Below are 19,466 nucleotides of genomic sequence, written 5' to 3'. Positions count from 1 at the left end.
ATTACTCCATTATGCTCATAACACTGTTTTTAATACGCGTAACACTGGGGATGTATTGCTTTTCCAGTTGGAAATAGGGCATTACTGTATCGTATCCAGTCACCCTTTGAACAGGGGCCATTAAATCAGCCATGGAATTTTCCATAATGAGGGCTGAAATTTCAGCTCCTACACCACAGGTTTTTGCTCCTTCATGTACAATAACGCAACGACCAGTTTTTTCTACTGAGGCTAAAATTGTTTCAATATCTAAGGGTTTAATTGTAGCGACGTCAATTATTTCACAAGAAATTCCTTCCTCTCTTAATTGTTTCGTTGCGAGCTGCGTTTCATGCAAACTTGCTCCCCAACTTATTAAGGTAACATCTTCACCTTGTTGTAAGGTGAAACACTTACCAATGGGCAGTGCCTCTCCATTATCTTCCACAGGTTGTTTAACAAGGCGATAGATACGCTTTGGTTCTAGAAAAATTACTGGATCGGGATTACGCATTGCCGCCAAGAGTAAACCATAAGCACGTCTAGGCGAAGAGGGTATAACAACTTGTAAACCTGGAATATGGGCAAATAATGCTTCGGTGCTTTCAGAGTGATGCTCTGGTGCCCTGATTCCTCCCCCAAAAGGAGCTCGAAAAACGAGAGGACAGTGTAGGCGTCCGCGTGTCCTATTTCGCATACGAGCAGCATGAGAGATAATTTGATTCATAGCAGGGTAAATAAAACCCATAAATTGAAATTCGGCAACGGGCCTCAGGCCTTGTATGGACATTCCGATTGCTAATCCCGCAATCATTGACTCAGCTAGAGGAGTATCAAATACTCTTTTTTCTCCGAAGCGTTCTTGTAACCCTACTGTTGCCCTAAAAACACCACCGTTTTTACCTACATCCTCTCCAAAAACCACCACATTTTCATCGTGAGCTAACTCATAAGCTAAAGCCTGAGTAACTGCTTCAATTAAAGTAATATCAGGCATTGGTTGCTTCCTCCATAGCTATTGCACGTTGTTCAACTAAATATTCAGGTAGTTCTGCATAATGATAATCAAAAATGCTGGTAACTGGTTGAATTTTCATGTTCAGATATTCATTAACTGCTTTTTCAACTTCTTCTGAGCATTGGATAACCAAGTTCTCCTCATCTTGCGCATTCCATATCTTTTGTTCCATGAGAAACTCTTTAAATCGTGCAATAGGCTCTTTCGGTTTGGCTTTTTCTACATCTGCAGAGGGTTGATATCGGGTTGCATCATCAGCAGTGGTATGATCGGATAAACGATATGATAATGCCTCAATTAAAGTTGGGCCTTCGCCTTGACGCGCTTTTTCAATAGCATTCCCTATGATCTGTCTTGTTGCTAAGATGTCATTGCCATCAACTTGTATGCCAGAAAAGCCTGCAGCAATTGCTTTTGTGCAATAGTTTGGGTCCCCGTTTGTTTCTCTCTGGGAACTGAAATAGCCCATTGGTTATTATTTACCACAAAAACCACAGGTAATTTCCAGGTGCCCGCTATATTTATAGCTTCATAAAAATCACCTTCAGAAGTACCGCCTTCACCAAGACAGACTACTGCAACACGAGGCTGATTTCTGTATTGGAAAGCAAAAGCAATACCTGTCGCATGCAGACATTGCGACGCAATGGGAACGCAAATAGGTAAGTCTTCAGAATTACAAGAAAACTGACTGCCACGCTCATCTCCTCCCCAAAAGGCAAGAATCTCAGACATTTTTACGCCGCGTTGAAATTGCGCAGCATAATCACGATAATAGGGTACGAATACGTCCTCAGGACGCATCGCATGGCCTATGGCTGTAGAAATTGCTTCTTGGCCATTAATAGGAGCATAAGTTCCCATCTTTCCGGTTCTTTGTAGCGCAATTGCTTTTTTATCAAAGGTACGCGTCAGAACCATCATTTTATAAAGTTCTTTCAATACGGTATAATCTTTGGCAAAATCAGGAAGCTGACCTGCTAATTTTCCATGTTCATCCAAAAATTGAGTATAAGTAATGTCAAATTGAGCAACTGTTGCCATGGAGGCTCCTTGTCAATAAAGCGTGTGCATAGCATACTCACAAATGAATTTAAAAACCAGAGATAAGTAACGTGAGTTTGATTGAAAAGAGTATAGAAATGCATTTTGCTTACTAAGCGAAGTTTATCTTATACGGCTTGTTCTTAGTGACGTGAGGGACATAGAGTATTTATGTGGGATTTTCAGTTTAAAAGACAGTAATCCGATATATGAACTGAACTGGAATTGTAGAAAGCAACTAGCCTTATATAGAGCAATGATGTTACATTAAAAATCATTGCGGTTGAGAGAAATAAAGGCTTAGATAACCGTGAGGTCTGTGGGATATAAGAGATTTTCTTTTATCTCTATGTCTATAATACTCAATTTGCTTGCAGAATCCAAAGAGAATTAAGTTTTTTGCTCAACAATATGTTGAGCAACATAGGTTCAATGAATTTATTTGTGAGGATATATTTTGAGTCAATTTGTACTATATTCTTTAGACTATTCTCCGTCTCTACCTGAATTGTATCAAAAACTTAGCCATCTTCCTGGTTTTGTGTTGCTTGAAAGTAGTGATCATGTAAGAGGTCGTTACGATATTGTCAGTGCATATCCTTATGATTTTATCCAGATCGATCAAAACACGCATAACACCCAGTCGCTGGTCAATCAGTTGAATCATATCTTATCTTCTCAGTTGGCAGTGACTGATCTTCCTTTTCAAGGTGGGGCTATAGGCTATATTTCTTATGATTTTGGAGCAAGACAATTAGGAATTGATTCAAAGGTTCAATCTGGATTGCAGAATATGCCCTTATTAAATCTTGGTTTGTATGATTGGGCTATCATAGCGGATCATGATCAAAAATCAGTGACTTTATTTGCTGCAAATCTTCAGCAGGCGACGCCTGGGGTAGTCAAGGAAGTTTTAGACTTATGGCATGACTCGGAAAAGCAATGCAAGGATTGCATCCTTCAGAGTGATTTTATCCCTTTAATGGACCACGAAAAGTATATAAAAGCTTTTGGGGAAATATATCAATCACTAAAAGCAGGGAGAAGTTATCAAGTCAATCTCACTCAGCCTTTCCTTGCTGCCTATGAAGGAGATAGTTGGGCTTTATATAAAAAAGTCAGCAAACAAAATCCAGTGCCTTTTTCTGCTTTTTTAAGAACATTTGCTGGAGATATTTTAAGTTTTTCTCCTGAGCGTTTCTTGTATTATGAAAATGGTCAATTAATCACATCACCCATTAAAGGAACCATTAGACGTTCTAACGATCTTTTAGAAGATGAACAATTAAAACATGAATTGAGTTCTTGCGAAAAAAATAGGGCTGAGAATGTTATGATTGTAGATCTTCTACGTAATGATTTGGGTAAAATTGCTCAACCAGGTTCAGTCCAAGTAACTGGTTTATGTGAGGTTCAAAGTTATAATTCAGTTCATCATTTAGTAAGTACAATAGAAGCTCAATGTTTATCATCGGTGCGACCATTCGATGCATTTTTATCTTGTTTTCCAGGTGGTTCAATCACGGGTGCTCCAAAAATTGAGTCAATGAAAATTATTCATGAACAAGAGTTGTATGCGCGTGGCGTTTATTGTGGTGCAATCGGTTATTTTTCACGACATGGACGTTTTGATACGAATATTGCAATTCGAACAATAACAGCTAAAGATAATTTTTTACATCTGGCAGCTGGCGGTGGAGTCGTTATTGACTCAAACTATGAAGATGAATATCGTGAATGTTTTATTAAAATGGCAGCAATCATGAATGGCCTCAAATGAATTAATAGCAAATGGTTTTACAAATTCAGCCGTGATTGTTCTTTATGAACAAGAGTCTGACTCATTAATTCTCACTAAAAGGAGCGATCAACTTCGGACGCACCCGGGTGAAATTTGTTTTCCTGGTGGAGTGTGGGAGGAGAGTGATGAAAATTACTATGCTACTGCACTTAGAGAGTTGAATGAAGAGCTGGGTATTAATCCTCATCGTGTAACCCTAATAAAAGAATTAAAGATCCAAAAAACACTCTTAGGAAGCATTATTCATCCTTGGTTTGCAGGTATAAGCTCAATACATCCTTATCATTTAAATGTTCAGGAGGTGGTAAGTGTCATTTCTATTCCCATGTCATTAGTGCAAAATCCAAAGAATTATAGAACTTTTATGATTGAACGTAATGGACTTAGGTACAAGACGTGTGAATTCACAGCAAATGAAGATTGGGTCTGGGGGGCAACAGCTAGGATAATGCAGCAATTGGTAAAATAAATCCCTGACAAGCCCCCCGAGAATAGAATCAACATCAATGTACTTCTCTATTGTACAGATTACAAGGAGTTATTGGTGGGTCAATAAAACGACCACACCTACAATAAAGCGTCTCTAGGCTATTTTTATACTGCAACAGCAGGTTTTTTACTTGATAGACTCGGAGAGGGAGTGTCTTGCGAGTTTTTAAGTGCACGGCGGAGGATTTTACCCACATTTGTTTTTGGAAGTTCCTTATAAAACTCGACCTCTTTAGGAACTTTATATGCAGTTAAATGCTCACGGCAATAAGAAATAACTTGTTCAGCAGTAAGATTAGGATCTTTTTTTACAATACATGCTTTGACGCGCTCACCAGAATCCTTATCAAAAATACCAACAACACCAACCTCTAACACACCAGGATGCATCCCTATTACCTGCTCTATTTCATTAGGATAAACATTAAATCCAGAGACTAACAGCATGTCCTTTTTTCGATCAACTAAATAAATAAAACCCTCTTCATCCATTCTCCCTATGTCTCCAGTCTTCAAATAGCCATTCTTAGTAAAAACTAAGGCTGTTTCATCGGGTCGCTTCCAATAGCCAGGAGTTACCTGTGGTCCTTTAATACATATTTCGCCACTTGTCCCTATAGGAACTTCATTCTCGTTGTCGTCGACAATAGCTACCTCAGTAGATGAAATAGGTACTCCTATACTGCCAGTGTATTCTGTAAGATTCATGGGATTCATGATGGCTGCGGGACTTGTTTCTGTTAAGCCATATGCCTCTAAGACAGGGGTCTTAGTCACTTCGAGCCACTTAAGTGCAACACTTTTTTGTAATGCCATTCCACCAGAAAGGGCAATTTTTAATCTACTGAAATCAACATCTTTAAATTGTGGATGGTTTAATAAACCGTTAAATAAAGTATTTACACCAGTAATAGCAGTAAAACGAACATTTTTAATCTCTTTAATAAAATTTCCCATATCACGAGGATTTGTTATGAGTACATTTTTTGCGCCTTCTTTTAAGAAGGTCAGACAATTAGCAGTAAGGGAAAAAACATGATATAGAGGAATCGCAGTTACAATAATCTCATCATTATCTAAACCTAAAGGCTTTATCCATGAATCAGCTTGCAAAATATTAGCTATCATATTGCCATGTGTTAAAATAGCACCTTTAGCTACACCAGTTGTTCCTCCTGTATATTGGAGAAATGCAATATCATCATGAGTTAAGTCCACGTGATGTAATGGAGCTTGTTTTCCTTCCAATAACGCATAATTAAAGGCTACTGCATGAGGAATGTGATAAGCCGGTACTCCTTTTTTTACGTATTTCACTATGGAATTGACAATGATTCGTTTTATCGTAGGAAATAAATCGCCTACTTCGGTGACAAGAACATGTTTTAAAGCAGGAATCGAGCTTAATCCTTTTTCAACAGTTTTTGCAAAATTTGCAAGTACTATGATTGCTTCAGCTCCGGAATCATTCATTTGATGAACGAGTTCATCAGTCGTATAGAGCGGATTTGTGTTAACTACAACATAGCCCGCTCGCAAAATAGCAAATAAGGCTACCGGATATTGGAGAACGTTAGGAAGCATAATGGCAACTCGCGCTCCTTTTTTTAAGTTAAGTTGTTGCAGGTAGGCAGCAAAATCACGGCTTAATGTATTTAGTTCTGCAAATGTAATACTGTGCCCCATATTGGTATATGATGGTTTATGAGCATAACGAGTACATGATTCTTTAAACAAAGCTACAAGGGAAGAATATTGACTAGGGTCAATTTCATGAGGAACTCCTTTTTGATATTGTTCAAACCACCGTTTATCCACCTTAATATCCTTCTGTTATTGGTTTTCACATGTTAGTATAAACAAAAATATTGATTATGGATATCATACTCATGAGTGAAAATACAACACAGATACAAGCGTTTAAATTAAAAGGGCGTCTTTATACATTTACTGTATTACATGTATTAAATACAAACATTAATCTTTTTTCACACCAACTCCATGATACAATAAATAAAGCACCAAAATTATTTGAACATATTCCTGTGGTTTTTGATTTATCTGCCGTTCAACATCTGGAGTTTGATTTACAAGCATTAGTCCAGGCTGCTCGAACTCATGGCATGATTCCTGTTGCTATTCAAGGTGGAACTGCACTGCATCATTCTGTAGCACAATGTCACGGTTTAGCTGTGTTGCATGCCTCTTCGAATCAGGATAAGCCTATCGTCGAAACTATTGAGAACACGCATCATGATACAGTGAAAACAACGGCTAAATTACTTACTACTCCTGTTCGATCAGGACAACAAGTGGTGGCCAAAGGTACTGATCTTATTGTTACTTCTTCAGTGAGTCATGGCGCTGAATTGTTAGCTGATGGAAGCATCCATGTTTATGGTGCTTTAAGAGGAAGGGCTTTAGCTGGTATTTCTGGAGATAAAGAAGCGCGGATTTTTTGTCACTCACTTGAGGCAGAATTAGTATCAATTGCAGGTTTTTATCGCTTAAGTGATGCAATAGAACCTTGTAATAAACCTTGTCAAATTTATTTATTAGACGAACACATACACATTGAGCCTTTATGATAGATGTTGTTTTTATTTCAGACCTACATTTGCACCCAGAGGATCATAAGATTCAAGAGCGTTTTAATCAATTTATTGAATGGGCAAAAGTCTCTGTTAAAAATATTTATATTTTGGGAGATTTTTTCCATGCATGGGCAGGAGATGATTCAATTGATGAGTGGAGTAGAGGTATCGCTCTTCAATTACATGCTTTGAAAAATCAAGGAATAAATATTTTTTACATGCATGGTAATCGTGATTTTTTATTGGGCAGGGATTTTGCCCAACTTGCAGGCTGGACGATTTTATCTGAACCCACTATTATTAAGTTAGGACAAGAAAAGATACTTTTAGTTCATGGAGATCGTTATTGTACTAAAGACTTCGCACATCAACGGTTTAGGCGATTAACCAGAAATAAGCTATTTCCCTACTTTTTTCTAAAGCTCCCGCTAAAATTGCGCCAGCGTTTGGTGAGTCAAGTGCGTTATCGAAGTCAGATGAATCTAAATAAATCTGTGGAAGAAATGGATGTGGTTTCAGAAGTGATTATTCAACATATGGTGTATTATAAAATCACGCAATTAATTCATGGACATACTCATAAACCGGGTATAACTATTTATGAAAATAATTTGGAAAAATTAAGACGTTATGTATTAAGTGATTGGGATGACAAACCTCAGTTGTTGTGTTATGATAATACAAAAGGGCTCTGTTTTGCTCATATTTAATTTTTGTGGAGAGGCTGAGTATGACTAGTAGTAAAGATGATGAATATGCGAAAAAAATGGCCGAAGCACAGGAAAAATCTGCAAAAGCCGCAGAGGAGTTCCGTAGAGAAGAAAATGAAAGAATAACCCAAGACTACCAAAATGCGCAAATGCTTAAGCGGCGCATGGAGTATGCTCAGGCAATGGAGGAGCTTAGAAATAGGCATATACTCCATAAAGGGACTCAGCAAGAAACGACTCTTTGGGAGGAAGTCAACCGCCTTGCTGACGAAGCCATGAAACCAGAACAAAACTCTTATCAAGACTATCGTGCGTCAATGATGTCTTTGTTGAATATGTTTGGCAAAATGAACAAAGCAATCAATGTATCAGTTGATCAAACTTTTGGCGAATTTTATAACAAATATGTATATGAGAAAAATGAAGATCCAATTGGTAAAGCATGGCTTAAGTTAAAGAGTAATATGCGTGATGCCCTTAAAGGTGATCCTAACATTGACCTGCCTACCCTTCACCACAATGTTACATTTAAAGATGGGAAGCTAGATGTTGCTTCGTTAACTCGTAAAGATGGTGCTCCACTGGTAGTTTACGAACGAGATGAAAAAGGGAATCTTAAATATGAAATGGATGAAAAAACCGGAAAACCAAAGCTTGATGATAAGAACCAGCCGATAAAGATACCTAGCTCAGAGCCTCACCCCGCAAATGAAGCATTTAGAGCTCTTATTGATGCGTGGTTAATTGAAAATGATTTCCAACCAGTGCCCGGAGAGCCAAATAAGTATATGAATCCCACTACTGGTAAATATTTAGATGAAGATACGTTCAATAGCTTAAAACCAAGCCTTGCTGAATTTCTAAAAAATCCAGCAAATGCTGAACTGACTATTGAAGAAGCACCGCCGTCTCCTTCAATGAGATGAGATTTTATTGATACGGTATTCCGCTATGAAAACGAAATACCGTATCTGTTGCCAAAATAAAGCTATTCTCCAAAGATAAAAAGATGTTGAGTCGGCTTTCAATATCCCCACCGTATAATTTCGCTAGCCGCAAGTAATCTTCGAAATGTCGGGCTTCTGATTTAATTAAAGTACTGTAAAATTTTACTAAATCATGGTCTTCAAGGTAAGGAATAATGGCATGGAAACGCTCGCATGAACGTGCTTCAATGATGGCACCAATTATAAGCTGATCACATAAACGCTGAATCATATCTCTGCTTGTAACCTGCTTATGCATTTGAGTTGCATATCCAGAAGGCTGCAAAGGACTAAATTGAATGCCTTTGCGAAGCATAATTTGTATCACTTTTTCAAAGTGAAGCAGCTCCTCACGTGCCAAAGGCGACATGACTTCGACTAATTCCTTTTTTTCTGGATATTTACTGATGAAATTGATGGCACTTGCGGCTGCTTTACGTTCACAATGAGCATGATCAATTAACAGTAAAGGAATGTGTTTTGCTGCATACTCCAACCATTGTTGAGGTGTTTTTATCCTCAGAAAATCATTTACTGATTGTAAATCAGTATCTAATCGTTTTAACATCTATGAATACACTATACTTATTAAAATAAGCTGTCTTATATCACATACTTTAAAAAAATTAAATCGGATGAAAAATGAACGGGGAAGAAGGTAATAATGAATTAAGCCATTGGTTTTCTACTTATGGCGCCATCACGGCTGAACGCATCTTGGGTAAATACCAAGTTAATTTAGAATATGCAGAACTGGTTGAAGCAGTTAAAACTCCGACTAGCTTATATCATCATCTAGTGCAAGTTCCATTAAGAAATGTATTAAATGGCATTATTTTGGAACAGGCAAATGATTATCACGTCTACGCTCAAAAACTTTTCATCGATTATTTGTTGTCTGGAGAAAGTGCTAAAGATGAAGAGGCTCAAGGTGCTGCAACTCGGGAAGCTTTAGAAAGGGAGCGACAACAATTAATATCCCTTGGTGATGAGTTTCATAAAACACATGGCCAGCATGATTATCTCATTGCTGAAAGTCAATCAGTCCTTATAAAAGTAACGCAGATGTTTAATAGTGAAATGGAAAAAGCGATTAATGCGTTGAAGTCCCCATTAAAAACTGCGAATTTTTCGGGAACTAAAAGTGAAATTCGTAAAGCAATTAGACACGCCTTGATTTATTGTAACATAATGGATAATCAAACAGAGGAAAACAAACTTCATTTTATTGAAAAAATGAATGAAACACTTAAAGCATCATTAAACCAGGATCTCAAAGCAAGAATGGTTTTCAATTTGGAAAAAATATTTCAAATTGAATCTGATTTTGATGTGCAAATAAAGGAATATATTATTAGAGCCGAAGAAATAACCGAATCTGCTAATGCTTTTCGGAATCAATTTTACGATACAATTCTTCGTGTTGTCGAGCTTCTCAAATTTTTGCCTGATTATAAAATTGATCCATCACAAGATGCGATTAATAGAGAGCCTCTATATTTTGATAAGAGTATAGGGTCTGGCAATTAGAGAGTAATAAATCCCGTTTAAAAAATAAACCAATCATTGACTTAAAAATCAATTTATATTAGCCATAGAACAAGGATTTCGTGTATAATGTTGCACTTTAACATAACCCCTATGGAGTGCGTAATGACAAAAGAATTAACATTGTCAATTATTAAACCTGATGCAGTAGCTAAATCTGTAATTGGTCAAATTTATACACGTTTTGAAAATGCTGGTCTAAACATCATTGCAGCAAAGATGATGCAACTTTCACGTGAGCAAGCAGAGAATTTTTACGATATTCATCGTGCACGCCCATTTTTTAAAGATTTAGTTGAATTCATGATTTCTGGTCCAGTAATGGTTCAAGTATTACAAGGTGAAAACGCTGTCTTGAAAAATAGAGAAATTATGGGAGCAACTAATCCTAAAGAGGCAGCCCCAGGAACTATTCGAGCTGATTTTGCTGACAGTATTGATGCGAATGCAGTACATGGTTCGGATAGTTTAGAAAATGCAACTCGTGAAATAGCGTTCTTCTTTGAGCCACATGAAATTTGCGAAAGATAAAATTTTAAAGGCATTAAGTGATTGTTTTAAATAGCCGGGGTGAATGAAGCGTAGCCCAGGCTCATTATTTTGATTAAAGTCCAGAGATGTACACTTTCAACCTTTGCTACCTGATCCTTTAATCATATCCTTACTTAGTGCCATTAAATTTGGAGTGAAAAATTGACTGCAAAAAAAGTAAATCTTCTGGATTACAATTATCAACAAATGCGTGAACTATTGAGTAGCTGGGGTGAGCAATCATACCGAGCTCAGCAGATAATACAGTGGATTCATCAAGCAGGCCTAATTGACTTCGCTCAAATGACTAATTTAGGAAAAACTCTCAGAGAAAAATTATCGCAATTGTCTTACATCAAATTACCAGAAATAATCGCCTGTCAAAAATCTAATGATGGAACTCATAAGTGGTTATTAAAACTTGAATGTGGAAATTGTATTGAAACTGTATTTATCCCTGAAGCTAATCGAGGCACTTTATGCGTCTCCTCTCAAGTTGGATGTGCGCTGAATTGCTCTTTTTGTTCTACAGCAAAACAAGGTTTTAATCGAAATCTAACAACAGCCGAAATTATTGGACAGGTTTGGTTGGCTGTTCGTGAACTGTCACAAAGCCATGGAAGTCATGACAAAAGAGTCACTAATGTGGTGATGATGGGGATGGGGGAACCGTTACTTAATTTTGATAATGTTGTTTCGGCAATGGATATTATGATGGATGATTTTGCATATGGATTATCAAAGAGGAGGGTGACTTTAAGTACCTCAGGGGTTTTACCGGATCTAGAACGTTTAAGAGAGGTAAGTCCTGTCGCGTTAGCCGTTTCTCTTCATGCACCTAATGACGAATTGAGAAATGAACTTGTCCCAATTAATAAGAAATATCCATTAGCTCAATTAATGGCTTTGTGTAAAATTTATTTTAAAAATGAACCTAGAAGAAAGGTGACTTTTGAATACGTGATGCTAAAAGGAGTAAACGATCAACCTGAGCATGCAACTCAATTAATTAAGCTATTACGTAATATTCCTGCAAAAGTAAACTTAATCCCTTTTAATCCATTTCCTATGACACAATATGAGCGTTCTCCCCAGGAGACAATTGATGCATTTAGGGAAAAATTAATGGCTCATGGAATTAACACGATTACTCGTAGAACACGAGGTGATGATATTGACGCAGCATGTGGTCAATTAGCAGGGGATGTAAAGGACAGAACAAGGCGCTCTGAAAAATGGCAAAAAATGCATTTTATATCCAAGTCTGACCAAGAACAGCGTACAAATGAATAAAATTCAGAGATATGTAGAAGATTCAGTGCATTGAGGGAAGAATGAATTGTCAACAAACCTTATTATTTATGACAAATCATTTTTAATTTATCAGTAAGCGGTTATAATGCCCAATCATTTTATAACCTTAATGTGGGATATTGTGCTAAAAAGGGTTTATTCCTTGTTGATTATGGTTTGCTTGTTGATGCAAGCCTGTACCCATAATGAAGAAAGTGAAAAACAAAATTTTAAAAAGCCCAATCTTGGCAAGGCTGCATCATACAATGTTCAGCTTGGGCTAGGTTATTTAAAACAAGGAGACAGGCCGCGAGCGAAAAAGAAATTGCTTACTGCATTTGAGCAAGAGCCTGCATCGCCCGATGTAAATTCAGCATTGGCTTATTATTTTGAACAAACTAAAGAATTCGAACAAGCAGAAAAGTATTATTTAAAGGCAATATCTCTAACCGGGAGCGGAGGAGCTCAGCTTAATAATTATGGTGCATTCTTGTGTCGCCAAGGTGATTATAAAAAAGCTGAAAAATACTTTTTAAAAGCAGTCAATGATTTACAATATATTCATACTGCTGGTGCTTATGAAAATGCAGGACTATGTGCGTTATCTGTTCCTGATGATGAAAAGGCAATGTTTTATTTCACAAAGGCATTAAATCAAGATCCTTCACGGAAGGTCTCCTTATATGAATTGCTGAAATTAGAAATTAAAACGGGAAAAGAGCAGACTGCTTTTGCTTTAGTACAGAATCATCCCGATTTAGTTTTAAATGACAAAATACTGTTGTCTTTAGCTAAAGAAATTTCTGAGAAAGTAGGACAGCATCATATTGCTGCACAATATGAGCAAAGCATGAACAATTTAAATTCCTATATTGATAACAGTGGAGTAAATAATGAACACAATAACCACTCTGGATGAAAATATACTAGAAAATGATAGGAATCCAGGAGCGCATCTTGCCTCTATACGAGAACAAAAGGGTTATACTATCGAATATGTTGCGAATAAACTTCATTTAAGAGCTCGTATAATTGAATTAATTGAAAATAATGAGTTTCATTTGTTGCCTGAACCTGTTTTTGTTAAAGGATATTTGCGCGCTTATGCCAAGTTATTGGGCACGTCTCCCGAGCCTTATTTAGCTATATTTAATAAGCAATACCTTATTGAGAGAAAACCAGAACGTGCTTTGTGGCAACAAAGTAAACGCGAGTCTCATAAAGCAGAACATATTATTCGTTGGTTTACTCTTTTATTTGCTTTGGGAGTGATTGTTGCTGTTGGTATTTGGTGGCAAAAAAATAGAGATAATCAACAACTATTTTCGGCAAATAACCCTGCTCCTGTCGATTTATCGTTGAATCAACAAACACCAGTAAACAAAAATTTAGAAATTAAGTTAACAGATATCTCTAAAATGCAATCTTTGCTCAATCCAAAGCCTGAAATGTCTCCATTGGAGAAGAGCAGTGACTGAGCGAATTCAAGCAATCCGTGGAATGAATGACGTCCTCCCTGAAACAACTGCTCTATGGCGTGCCTTAGAAGAAGTGTTTATTAAGGTGCTCACACGCTACGGCTATCAAGAAATACGTTTTCCCATTGTCGAAAATACACAATTGTTTAAACGTACTATCGGTGAGGTCACTGATATTGTTGAAAAGGAAATGTATACTTTTAACGATCTCAATGGCGACAGTATTACCCTTAGACCAGAAGGAACTGCAGGTTGTGTTCGTGCTTGTCTTGAGCACGGTCTTTTACATAATCAGCAACAAAAATTGTGGTATATGGGACCTATGTTTCGTCATGAACGACCTCAGAAGGGACGATATAGACAATTTAATCAACTTGGTGTCGAAGCATTTGGAATGCCAGGCGCACTAATTGAATTAGAATTGATTTCTATTTGCCGTAAGTTCTGGGAGCAGTTGGGTTTTGATGAGTTAGTTCAATTGCAGATCAATACTTTAGGTGAATTATCTGAGCGACATCATTATAAGAAAGTTTTAGTGGAATATTTATTGGATCATAAAGACCGATTGGATGAAGACAGTAACCGAAGATTAGATCGAAATCCATTACGGATTTTGGACAGTAAAAATCCTGAAATGCACAGCTTATTAGCTAATGCACCAAAATTAATTGATGTGTTAGGAGAGAACAGTCGAGCACATTTTCAGTCTTTTTGCGAGGGTTTAGATGCATTGAACATTTCTTATGAAATTAATCCTGTATTAGTGCGTGGACTTGATTATTATGGGCATACAGTATTTGAATGGGTTACAGATAAATTAGGCAGCCAAGCAACTGTTTGTGCTGGAGGTCGTTACGATATACTCGTAGAACAACTAGGTGGTAATCCAACACCTGCAGCTGGTTTTGCATTAGGCATTGAAAGAATTTATTTATTGATGGAAACTTTAAGTCTATTAAAGCTAGATGAGAAAAAAAATACGTTATATATCATTGCCACTAATGATCAGGCAGTGGTTCGTGGACTTAAGATTGCTGAATCAATCCGTAATGTATATCCTAAAGTAGAAGTATTGGTAAATACTGCGGGAGGAAGTTTTAAAAGCCAATTTAAAAAAGCGGATAAAAGTGGTGCACTCTTAGCTTTAATTTTGGGTGACGATGAAATGATCCAGGAACAAATTGGCATTAAAAATTTACGTAGTGGAACAGAGCAAATTACAGTAAATCAAAATATGCTTCATCAAGTTTTAAAAGATTATTTAGAATGAGTGTGGGAGAGTGCTATGTCAGTGTATATGACTGAAGAGGAACAATTAGAATCAATAAAAAAATGGTGGAAGCAATATGGTAATCTAATTACTATTGTATTATCGCTAATACTCTTTGGTGTTGCTGGATACAGGTATCTCCATTGGCATCAAGATAAATTAACCCAACAAGCTTCAATTGCATATGAGCATATGATGGTTGCGCTTTCGAACCACAATATTAAGGCAGTAAGATCTTATGCTAATGAATTAACCCATGAACATAGTGGATCGGTTTATGCTGATGTTGCACATATGACTCTTGCCAAGATTTATGTTTCTAAAAATAAATTAAACAAGGCAAAAGAGGAGCTGCAAAGCGTTGCTTCTAATAGTCAAATGCTGGCTTTAAAGCAAATAGCAAAAATTCGTATAGCACGCATCTACGCAGCAGAAAAATCTTATACTAACGCCTTAAAAGAGCTGAGCAGCATTGATGATAATACCTATTTGCCAGTTATTAATGAATTAAAAGGCGATATTTATGGGGCAACAGGTCAATATCAAGAGGCCATGAATTCTTACAAGTTAGCATTAGACGAAGTAAAAACAAATGGGATGGGTAACTTATTTTTAGAAATGAAAACGAATGAGATCGCAAGCAAATCGCATTCAATGATTTCAGGAGATAAGAAAGTACAGTCTGCATAATGGATCATTATGAGGTTGATAAATTTATATAAGAATTTTGTATTACTTTATTTTGGCGTTCATAGCTTTATAGAAAGAGGAATCCTAAAGTTTCTTTAGTTCCAACTTTTCTCTCTAATCACAAGATTAAACGCTTAGTAGAGAATCAGATTTGAGAACGGGTTGGATTAACTATGTCATCTAAAGATATAAATATGACTTTTTGGTGAGCTATATAAGAATATTTAGGGCATAATTGAGCGATAGAAGTTAACAAATTCGGGTAGTTCAAACTGAGGTTTTATTTTCATGAAAATTAAATATTTTATTTTACTTTTCCTTATTTTGGCACAGGGATGTTCCAAGCTTGATGATTATATGTTAGGCAAAGACAACACCCCTAAACCTAAAGATCTCAAAGAAATTCAAGATAAAGTTAAAGTAGCCAAGAAATGGACCGTCTCTGTGGGGAAGGTGTCTAAAAATAAAGAGTACTTAAGACTTAAGCCAGTAGTTCAAGGTAGCATTATATACATTGCAGATGCCAGTGGGCTGGTTCAGGCAGTGAATAAAAATAACGGTGAAATAAAATGGACTACCTCCCTGAAACATGGTTTAGTAAGTGGCCCTACAATTGCAAATGGATACATTGCTGTGGGTTCGAGTAACTCTTCAGTCGTTGTATTAAATCAGAACAATGGTAAAAAGTTATGGCAGGCCAAGGTTTCCGGTGAAATTTTATCTCCACCTACCATTGCGCACCGCAAAGTAATCGTCAAAACAATTGATGGTAAGGTCTATTCATTTGATGCTGCAAGTGGTAAACAATTATGGACAGCGGAGCATGGTTCACCTAGTTTGATTTTAAAGGCAAGCTCATCTCCAATAGTGATGGGAAATTTGCTGCTCATTGGTTTTTCTGATGGGAAATTAGATGCACTTGATATAGATTCGGGTCGTGTGATCTGGCAACGAAGTATCGTTTATGCTGCTGGATCAAGCGATGTAGAACGTTTAGTCGATATAGATGCAGATCCAATTGTTGAAAACAATGTGGTTTATTTAGCAACTTATCAAGGTTTTATTGGTGCATTATCACTTTCTGATGGACAATTCCTTTGGAAAAAACCAGGATCTGTATACAAGAACATGGTTTTAAGTGGAAATACTTTATATGTTACTGATAGTCATGATGTAATATGGTCGCTTGATAAACATAGTGGTCGAGTAAATTGGAAGCAAACAGGTTTGAAAGCAAGGATATTGACTGAACCTACTTTAATTAATAATGATATTGTTGTAGGTGACAAAACAGGATATCTCCATTTTCTAGACACACAAACTGGTGAAGTATTGGCCCGTGCCAAAATTTCGGGAGGAATAAGTATTTCTCCGACTGTGATAGGAAGCAAGTTATACGTATTAACGGACAATGGAATGCTTAATCAATTATCTGTGAGTTAAACATGATCCCTGTGATTGCACTTGTTGGACGTCCTAATGTTGGTAAGTCTACTTTATTTAATAAACTGACAAAAACACAAGATGCTCTTGTTGCGGATTATCCTGGCTTAACTCGTGACAGACAATATGGCCAAGCACATCATGATGACAAGCATTATATCGTTGTGGACACTGGTGGTATCGGTGTTGACGATATTGCTGTTGATGGTTTAATGTCGAAACAATCTGAAGTAGCATTGCATGAAGCTGATATTGTTTTGTTTTTAGTTGATGGACGCGCTGGTTTAACAGGTATTGATGAAAAAATCGCAAGCAATTTACGAAAATTAAATAAACAGGTGCATCTTGTTGTAAATAAAACTGAAGGTTTAGACGATGATATTGCTTGTGCTGATTTTCAATCTTTAGGTATTACGAGCGTTCATTCGATTTCTTCATCTCATGGTAGTGGTATACGAACTTTATTGGATGATATTTTATCACCTTTTGCTCCTCAATGTGATGATATTGAAGAGGAACATGCGATTAAAATTGCCTTCGCTGGTCGTCCCAATGTTGGAAAATCAACATTAATTAATCGAATTTTAGGCGAAGAAAGAGTTGTTGTTTATGATATGCCAGGAACTACCAGGGATAGCATTGCCATTCCTTTTGCCAGAGATAATCAAAAGTATATTTTAATTGATACTGCGGGAGTGCGCAGAAAATCGCGAATAGATGAAAAAATAGAAAAATTTTCAGTGATTAAAACGCTAAAAGCAATTGAAGAGTCAAATGTATGTTTGCAACTCCTGGATGCTAATGAAGGAATTACCGATCAAGACATGAATTTGCTTGGTTTTATTATTGAATCAGGTAAAGCTTTAGTGATTGCCGTGAACAAATGGGATGGATTGGATGAAGAGCATAAAGAAAAAATTAAAAGCGATTTATCAAGAAGATTACACTTTGCAAATTTCGCTAAAATTAGATTTATTTCTGCACTCCATGGAAGTGGCGTAGGAAATCTGTTTAAAGATATTAATGAAGCTTATACTTCCGCAATCCAATCTTTTTCTACACCAAAATTAACCCGGTTACTGCAAGATCTCAGCATGAAACATACTCCTCCATGTGTGAATGGACGCAGGATTAAGTTGCGTTATGCTCATCTTGGGGGGCATAATCCTCCTGTCATTGTGATTCATGGAAACCAATTGGCTGACTTGCCTGATAGCTATAAACGTTATCTCAATAATGAATTCATTAGGCATCTTGGATTAGTTGGGACTCCTTTGAAACTCGAATTTAAAGGGGGAACGAACCCCTTTGCCGATAAGAAAAATAAGTTATCACAGCGACAAGTTAATAAAAAAAGAAGATTAATGAGTCATGCGAAAAAAAACGCCAAAAAAAAGAAATAGATTGTTTGTAAAAACAATCTATTTCCCTCCAATATTGATTTAGTTACATGAGATAGTTAAGTCACCTTGCTCAATAACCTAAATCAGTCTAATCTTTGAATTAGATAACAAATTTATCATTTATTAAATCTATAGAGCTTAAATAGATTAGGGCATATATTTTTAGATAGCCTCAATTGAACTTAGTTTTCATGCCTTCAGCAGGAGAAGCTTATGGATAACCCGATCTCTGAAAACTTGGAATTATATAATTTCATGAAAGAACTCGATTTATTTAAAATGCTAAATAAAAACGCCTTGTGGCCGCTAGTTAGTTTGGTAACACTTCGTCATTACGAACCGAATGAATTAATTATCGCTGAAAACAGTGATCCGACTGGCATCTTTGTCGTTTATAAAGGTACGGTTCAAGTTTTTAAAAACTTACACGATGGGAATGAGTTGATAATTACTCAATTAGAACCGGGACAAATTATTGGAGAAATTTCTGTAATTGATAAATTAAAAACTACTGCTTCAGTGAGGGCCTTAGAACCAGTGGAGTGTATCTTTATTTCAGAATGGGACTTTACCACTCAAATACATGCTTATCCGGCTATTGGTCTCCAGCTTCTCCCTGTTCTGACTCATAGAATTCGCATTATGTACGAGAAAATAAAATGAAAGAGTCAGATCTCTATCGTAAGCAGGCAGTAGAGTCATTTTATGAGCGTGAAGATTTTCAGCAAAATATTAGAATTATTACACCAAAGTCATGGATTTATTTAATCATCTTTTTCTTGCTGATCGTATCCGGTGCTCTTTGGTTGATATTTGGCCAAATCTCCACTTTAGTTGAAGGACAGGGGATAATTTTTGCTAAAAATGCGGAAATTATTAATGTGATGTCACCTATTTCTGGAGGGTATGTAAAGCAACTTTGGGTTAGCCCTGGAGTTAAAGTAAAAAAGGGACAATTGCTTGCTACTTTAGTAAATCCAAATATGAATGGTGAAGCTAAAGAACTAAGCAATTATATAGAACAACAGAAAATTAAATTGGCCGAGCTGACAACAACTGCAAAATCCGAAATAGATATTCGCTTAAAACAAATTCAAGATTCTATTAATCACACACAAACAATTAATGACAGTTTACAAGAAAAAAGAATCGTCTTGAGTCCTTATTAAAAATTCAGGAAGCTGCTTTT

General features: G+C 36.6%; 19 protein-coding genes and 1 pseudogene. 16 read left to right on the top strand and 4 right to left on the bottom strand.

Features of this window, described 5'->3' with window-relative positions:
- Position 1: 1 nt before the first annotated feature.
- Together EL220_RS09320 and pdhA are read right to left on the bottom strand one after the other, a co-directional pair.
- Complete coding sequence (locus tag EL220_RS09320) at positions 2-976, bottom strand: alpha-ketoacid dehydrogenase subunit beta (protein ID WP_027269783.1); 975 nt, start codon at positions 974-976, stop codon at positions 2-4.
- A pseudogene (gene pdhA, locus EL220_RS09315) lies at positions 969-1,918 on the bottom strand (pyruvate dehydrogenase (acetyl-transferring) E1 component subunit alpha). Before pdhA ends, EL220_RS09320 begins: the two are co-directional and overlap by 8 nt.
- 580 nt (positions 1,919-2,498) lie before the next feature.
- Here pdhA and pabB point away from each other — a divergent pair.
- Both pabB and EL220_RS09305 read left to right on the top strand, forming a co-directional pair.
- On the top strand, positions 2,499-3,821 hold the full coding sequence (gene pabB / locus EL220_RS09310; protein ID WP_027269785.1) for an aminodeoxychorismate synthase component I: 1,323 nt from the start codon (positions 2,499-2,501) through the stop codon (positions 3,819-3,821).
- Positions 3,808-4,311: an NUDIX hydrolase gene (locus tag EL220_RS09305; protein ID WP_027269786.1), complete on the top strand. Its 504-nt coding sequence runs from the start codon at positions 3,808-3,810 to the stop codon at positions 4,309-4,311. Before pabB ends, EL220_RS09305 begins: the two co-directional genes overlap by 14 nt.
- Before the next feature lie 125 nt (positions 4,312-4,436).
- Here the strand turns inward: EL220_RS09305 and EL220_RS09300 are convergent, their stop codons facing one another.
- The gene (locus EL220_RS09300; RefSeq protein ID WP_027269787.1) at positions 4,437-6,149 is read right to left on the bottom strand and encodes an AMP-binding protein; all 1,713 of its coding nucleotides are present in this window, start codon (positions 6,147-6,149) and stop codon (positions 4,437-4,439) included.
- 71 nt (positions 6,150-6,220) lie between these two features.
- Between EL220_RS09300 and minC the strand changes: the two genes are divergently transcribed.
- From minC to EL220_RS09285, 3 genes are read left to right on the top strand one after another with little or no spacing between them, the layout of a single operon-like run.
- Entirely contained in the window at positions 6,221-6,919 is a 699-nt protein-coding gene (gene minC, locus EL220_RS09295) for a septum site-determining protein MinC (protein ID WP_027269788.1), read from the top strand.
- Complete coding sequence (locus EL220_RS09290) at positions 6,916-7,635, top strand: UDP-2,3-diacylglucosamine diphosphatase (RefSeq protein WP_027269789.1); 720 nt, start codon at positions 6,916-6,918, stop codon at positions 7,633-7,635. Before minC ends, EL220_RS09290 begins: the two co-directional genes overlap by 4 nt.
- A 20-nt stretch (positions 7,636-7,655) precedes the next feature.
- A complete protein-coding gene (locus tag EL220_RS09285; protein ID WP_027269790.1) occupies positions 7,656-8,561 on the top strand; it encodes a hypothetical protein in 906 nt (301 codons plus the stop codon).
- Positions 8,562-8,565: 4 nt separating this feature from the next.
- Here the strand turns inward: EL220_RS09285 and EL220_RS09280 are convergent, their stop codons facing one another.
- Positions 8,566-9,189, bottom strand: a complete 624-nt coding sequence (locus tag EL220_RS09280) for a MiaE family protein (protein WP_027269791.1) — start codon at positions 9,187-9,189, stop codon at positions 8,566-8,568.
- 74 nt (positions 9,190-9,263) lie between these two features.
- Between EL220_RS09280 and EL220_RS09275 the strand changes: the two genes are divergently transcribed.
- From EL220_RS09275 to EL220_RS18900, 11 genes are all read left to right on the top strand, one after another.
- Complete coding sequence (locus EL220_RS09275) at positions 9,264-10,151, top strand: hypothetical protein (protein WP_027269792.1); 888 nt, start codon at positions 9,264-9,266, stop codon at positions 10,149-10,151.
- Positions 10,152-10,274: 123 nt separating this feature from the next.
- Positions 10,275-10,700, top strand: a complete 426-nt coding sequence (gene ndk, locus EL220_RS09270; protein ID WP_027269793.1) for a nucleoside-diphosphate kinase — start codon at positions 10,275-10,277, stop codon at positions 10,698-10,700.
- 162 nt (positions 10,701-10,862) lie between these two features.
- Positions 10,863-11,993 carry a dual-specificity RNA methyltransferase RlmN gene (rlmN, locus tag EL220_RS09265; protein WP_027269794.1) on the top strand — a complete coding sequence of 377 codons (1,131 nt, stop codon included), beginning with the start codon at positions 10,863-10,865 and terminating at the stop codon, positions 11,991-11,993.
- A gap of 142 nt (positions 11,994-12,135) precedes the next feature.
- On the top strand, positions 12,136-12,912 hold the full coding sequence (pilW, locus tag EL220_RS09260) for a type IV pilus biogenesis/stability protein PilW (RefSeq protein ID WP_027269795.1): 777 nt from the start codon (positions 12,136-12,138) through the stop codon (positions 12,910-12,912).
- Complete coding sequence (locus tag EL220_RS09255; protein WP_027269796.1) at positions 12,887-13,471, top strand: helix-turn-helix domain-containing protein; 585 nt, start codon at positions 12,887-12,889, stop codon at positions 13,469-13,471. Before pilW ends, EL220_RS09255 begins: the two co-directional genes overlap by 26 nt.
- A 22-nt stretch (positions 13,472-13,493) precedes the next feature.
- Positions 13,494-14,741: a histidine--tRNA ligase gene (gene hisS, locus EL220_RS09250; RefSeq protein ID WP_222836618.1), complete on the top strand. Its 1,248-nt coding sequence runs from the start codon at positions 13,494-13,496 to the stop codon at positions 14,739-14,741.
- Between the two features lie 15 nt (positions 14,742-14,756).
- Positions 14,757-15,431, top strand: coding sequence for a YfgM family protein (locus EL220_RS09245; RefSeq protein ID WP_027269798.1), 675 nt, complete (start codon positions 14,757-14,759; stop codon positions 15,429-15,431).
- Between the two features lie 288 nt (positions 15,432-15,719).
- The gene (gene bamB / locus EL220_RS09240) at positions 15,720-16,874 is read left to right on the top strand and encodes an outer membrane protein assembly factor BamB (RefSeq protein ID WP_027269799.1); all 1,155 of its coding nucleotides are present in this window, start codon (positions 15,720-15,722) and stop codon (positions 16,872-16,874) included.
- 2 nt (positions 16,875-16,876) lie between these two features.
- A complete protein-coding gene (der, locus tag EL220_RS09235; protein ID WP_027269800.1) occupies positions 16,877-18,277 on the top strand; it encodes a ribosome biogenesis GTPase Der in 1,401 nt (466 codons plus the stop codon).
- Between the two features lie 213 nt (positions 18,278-18,490).
- Positions 18,491-18,940 (top strand): Crp/Fnr family transcriptional regulator, encoded by a 450-nt coding sequence (locus EL220_RS09230; protein WP_027269801.1) that lies wholly within the window; start codon positions 18,491-18,493, stop codon positions 18,938-18,940.
- Positions 18,937-19,446: a biotin/lipoyl-binding protein gene (locus EL220_RS18900; protein WP_232002361.1), complete on the top strand. Its 510-nt coding sequence runs from the start codon at positions 18,937-18,939 to the stop codon at positions 19,444-19,446. The genes EL220_RS09230 and EL220_RS18900 overlap by 4 nt, the downstream gene beginning before the upstream one ends.
- Positions 19,447-19,466: the final 20 nt, after the last annotated feature.

The sequence above is a fragment of the Legionella sainthelensi genome, assembly GCF_900637685.1.
GTDB classification, from domain to species: Bacteria; Pseudomonadota; Gammaproteobacteria; order Legionellales; family Legionellaceae; genus Legionella; species Legionella sainthelensi.
This window is presented reverse-complemented; position numbering and strand designations above follow the sequence as displayed.

What these genes read in the sequence shown, in the direction of transcription:
- EL220_RS09230 (WP_027269801.1), top strand. Translation starts at nt 18,491, where the DNA reads ATGGATAACCCGATCTCTGAAAACTTGGAATTATATAATTTCATGAAA.
- ndk (WP_027269793.1), top strand. Translation starts at nt 10,275, where the DNA reads ATGACAAAAGAATTAACATTGTCAATTATTAAACCTGATGCAGTAGCT.
- hisS (WP_222836618.1), top strand. Translation starts at nt 13,494, where the DNA reads ATGAATGACGTCCTCCCTGAAACAACTGCTCTATGGCGTGCCTTAGAA.
- minC (WP_027269788.1), top strand. Translation starts at nt 6,221, where the DNA reads ATGAGTGAAAATACAACACAGATACAAGCGTTTAAATTAAAAGGGCGT.
- bamB (WP_027269799.1), top strand. Translation starts at nt 15,720, where the DNA reads ATGAAAATTAAATATTTTATTTTACTTTTCCTTATTTTGGCACAGGGA.
- EL220_RS09285 (WP_027269790.1), top strand. Translation starts at nt 7,656, where the DNA reads ATGACTAGTAGTAAAGATGATGAATATGCGAAAAAAATGGCCGAAGCA.
- EL220_RS09305 (WP_027269786.1), top strand. Translation starts at nt 3,808, where the DNA reads ATGGCCTCAAATGAATTAATAGCAAATGGTTTTACAAATTCAGCCGTG.
- EL220_RS09275 (WP_027269792.1), top strand. Translation starts at nt 9,264, where the DNA reads ATGAACGGGGAAGAAGGTAATAATGAATTAAGCCATTGGTTTTCTACT.
- EL220_RS18900 (WP_232002361.1), top strand. Translation starts at nt 18,937, where the DNA reads ATGAAAGAGTCAGATCTCTATCGTAAGCAGGCAGTAGAGTCATTTTAT.
- EL220_RS09290 (WP_027269789.1), top strand. Translation starts at nt 6,916, where the DNA reads ATGATAGATGTTGTTTTTATTTCAGACCTACATTTGCACCCAGAGGAT.
- EL220_RS09320 (WP_027269783.1), bottom strand. Translation starts at nt 976, where the DNA reads ATGCCTGATATTACTTTAATTGAAGCAGTTACTCAGGCTTTAGCTTAT.
- EL220_RS09255 (WP_027269796.1), top strand. Translation starts at nt 12,887, where the DNA reads ATGAACACAATAACCACTCTGGATGAAAATATACTAGAAAATGATAGG.
- der (WP_027269800.1), top strand. Translation starts at nt 16,877, where the DNA reads ATGATCCCTGTGATTGCACTTGTTGGACGTCCTAATGTTGGTAAGTCT.
- EL220_RS09245 (WP_027269798.1), top strand. Translation starts at nt 14,757, where the DNA reads ATGTCAGTGTATATGACTGAAGAGGAACAATTAGAATCAATAAAAAAA.
- EL220_RS09280 (WP_027269791.1), bottom strand. Translation starts at nt 9,189, where the DNA reads ATGTTAAAACGATTAGATACTGATTTACAATCAGTAAATGATTTTCTG.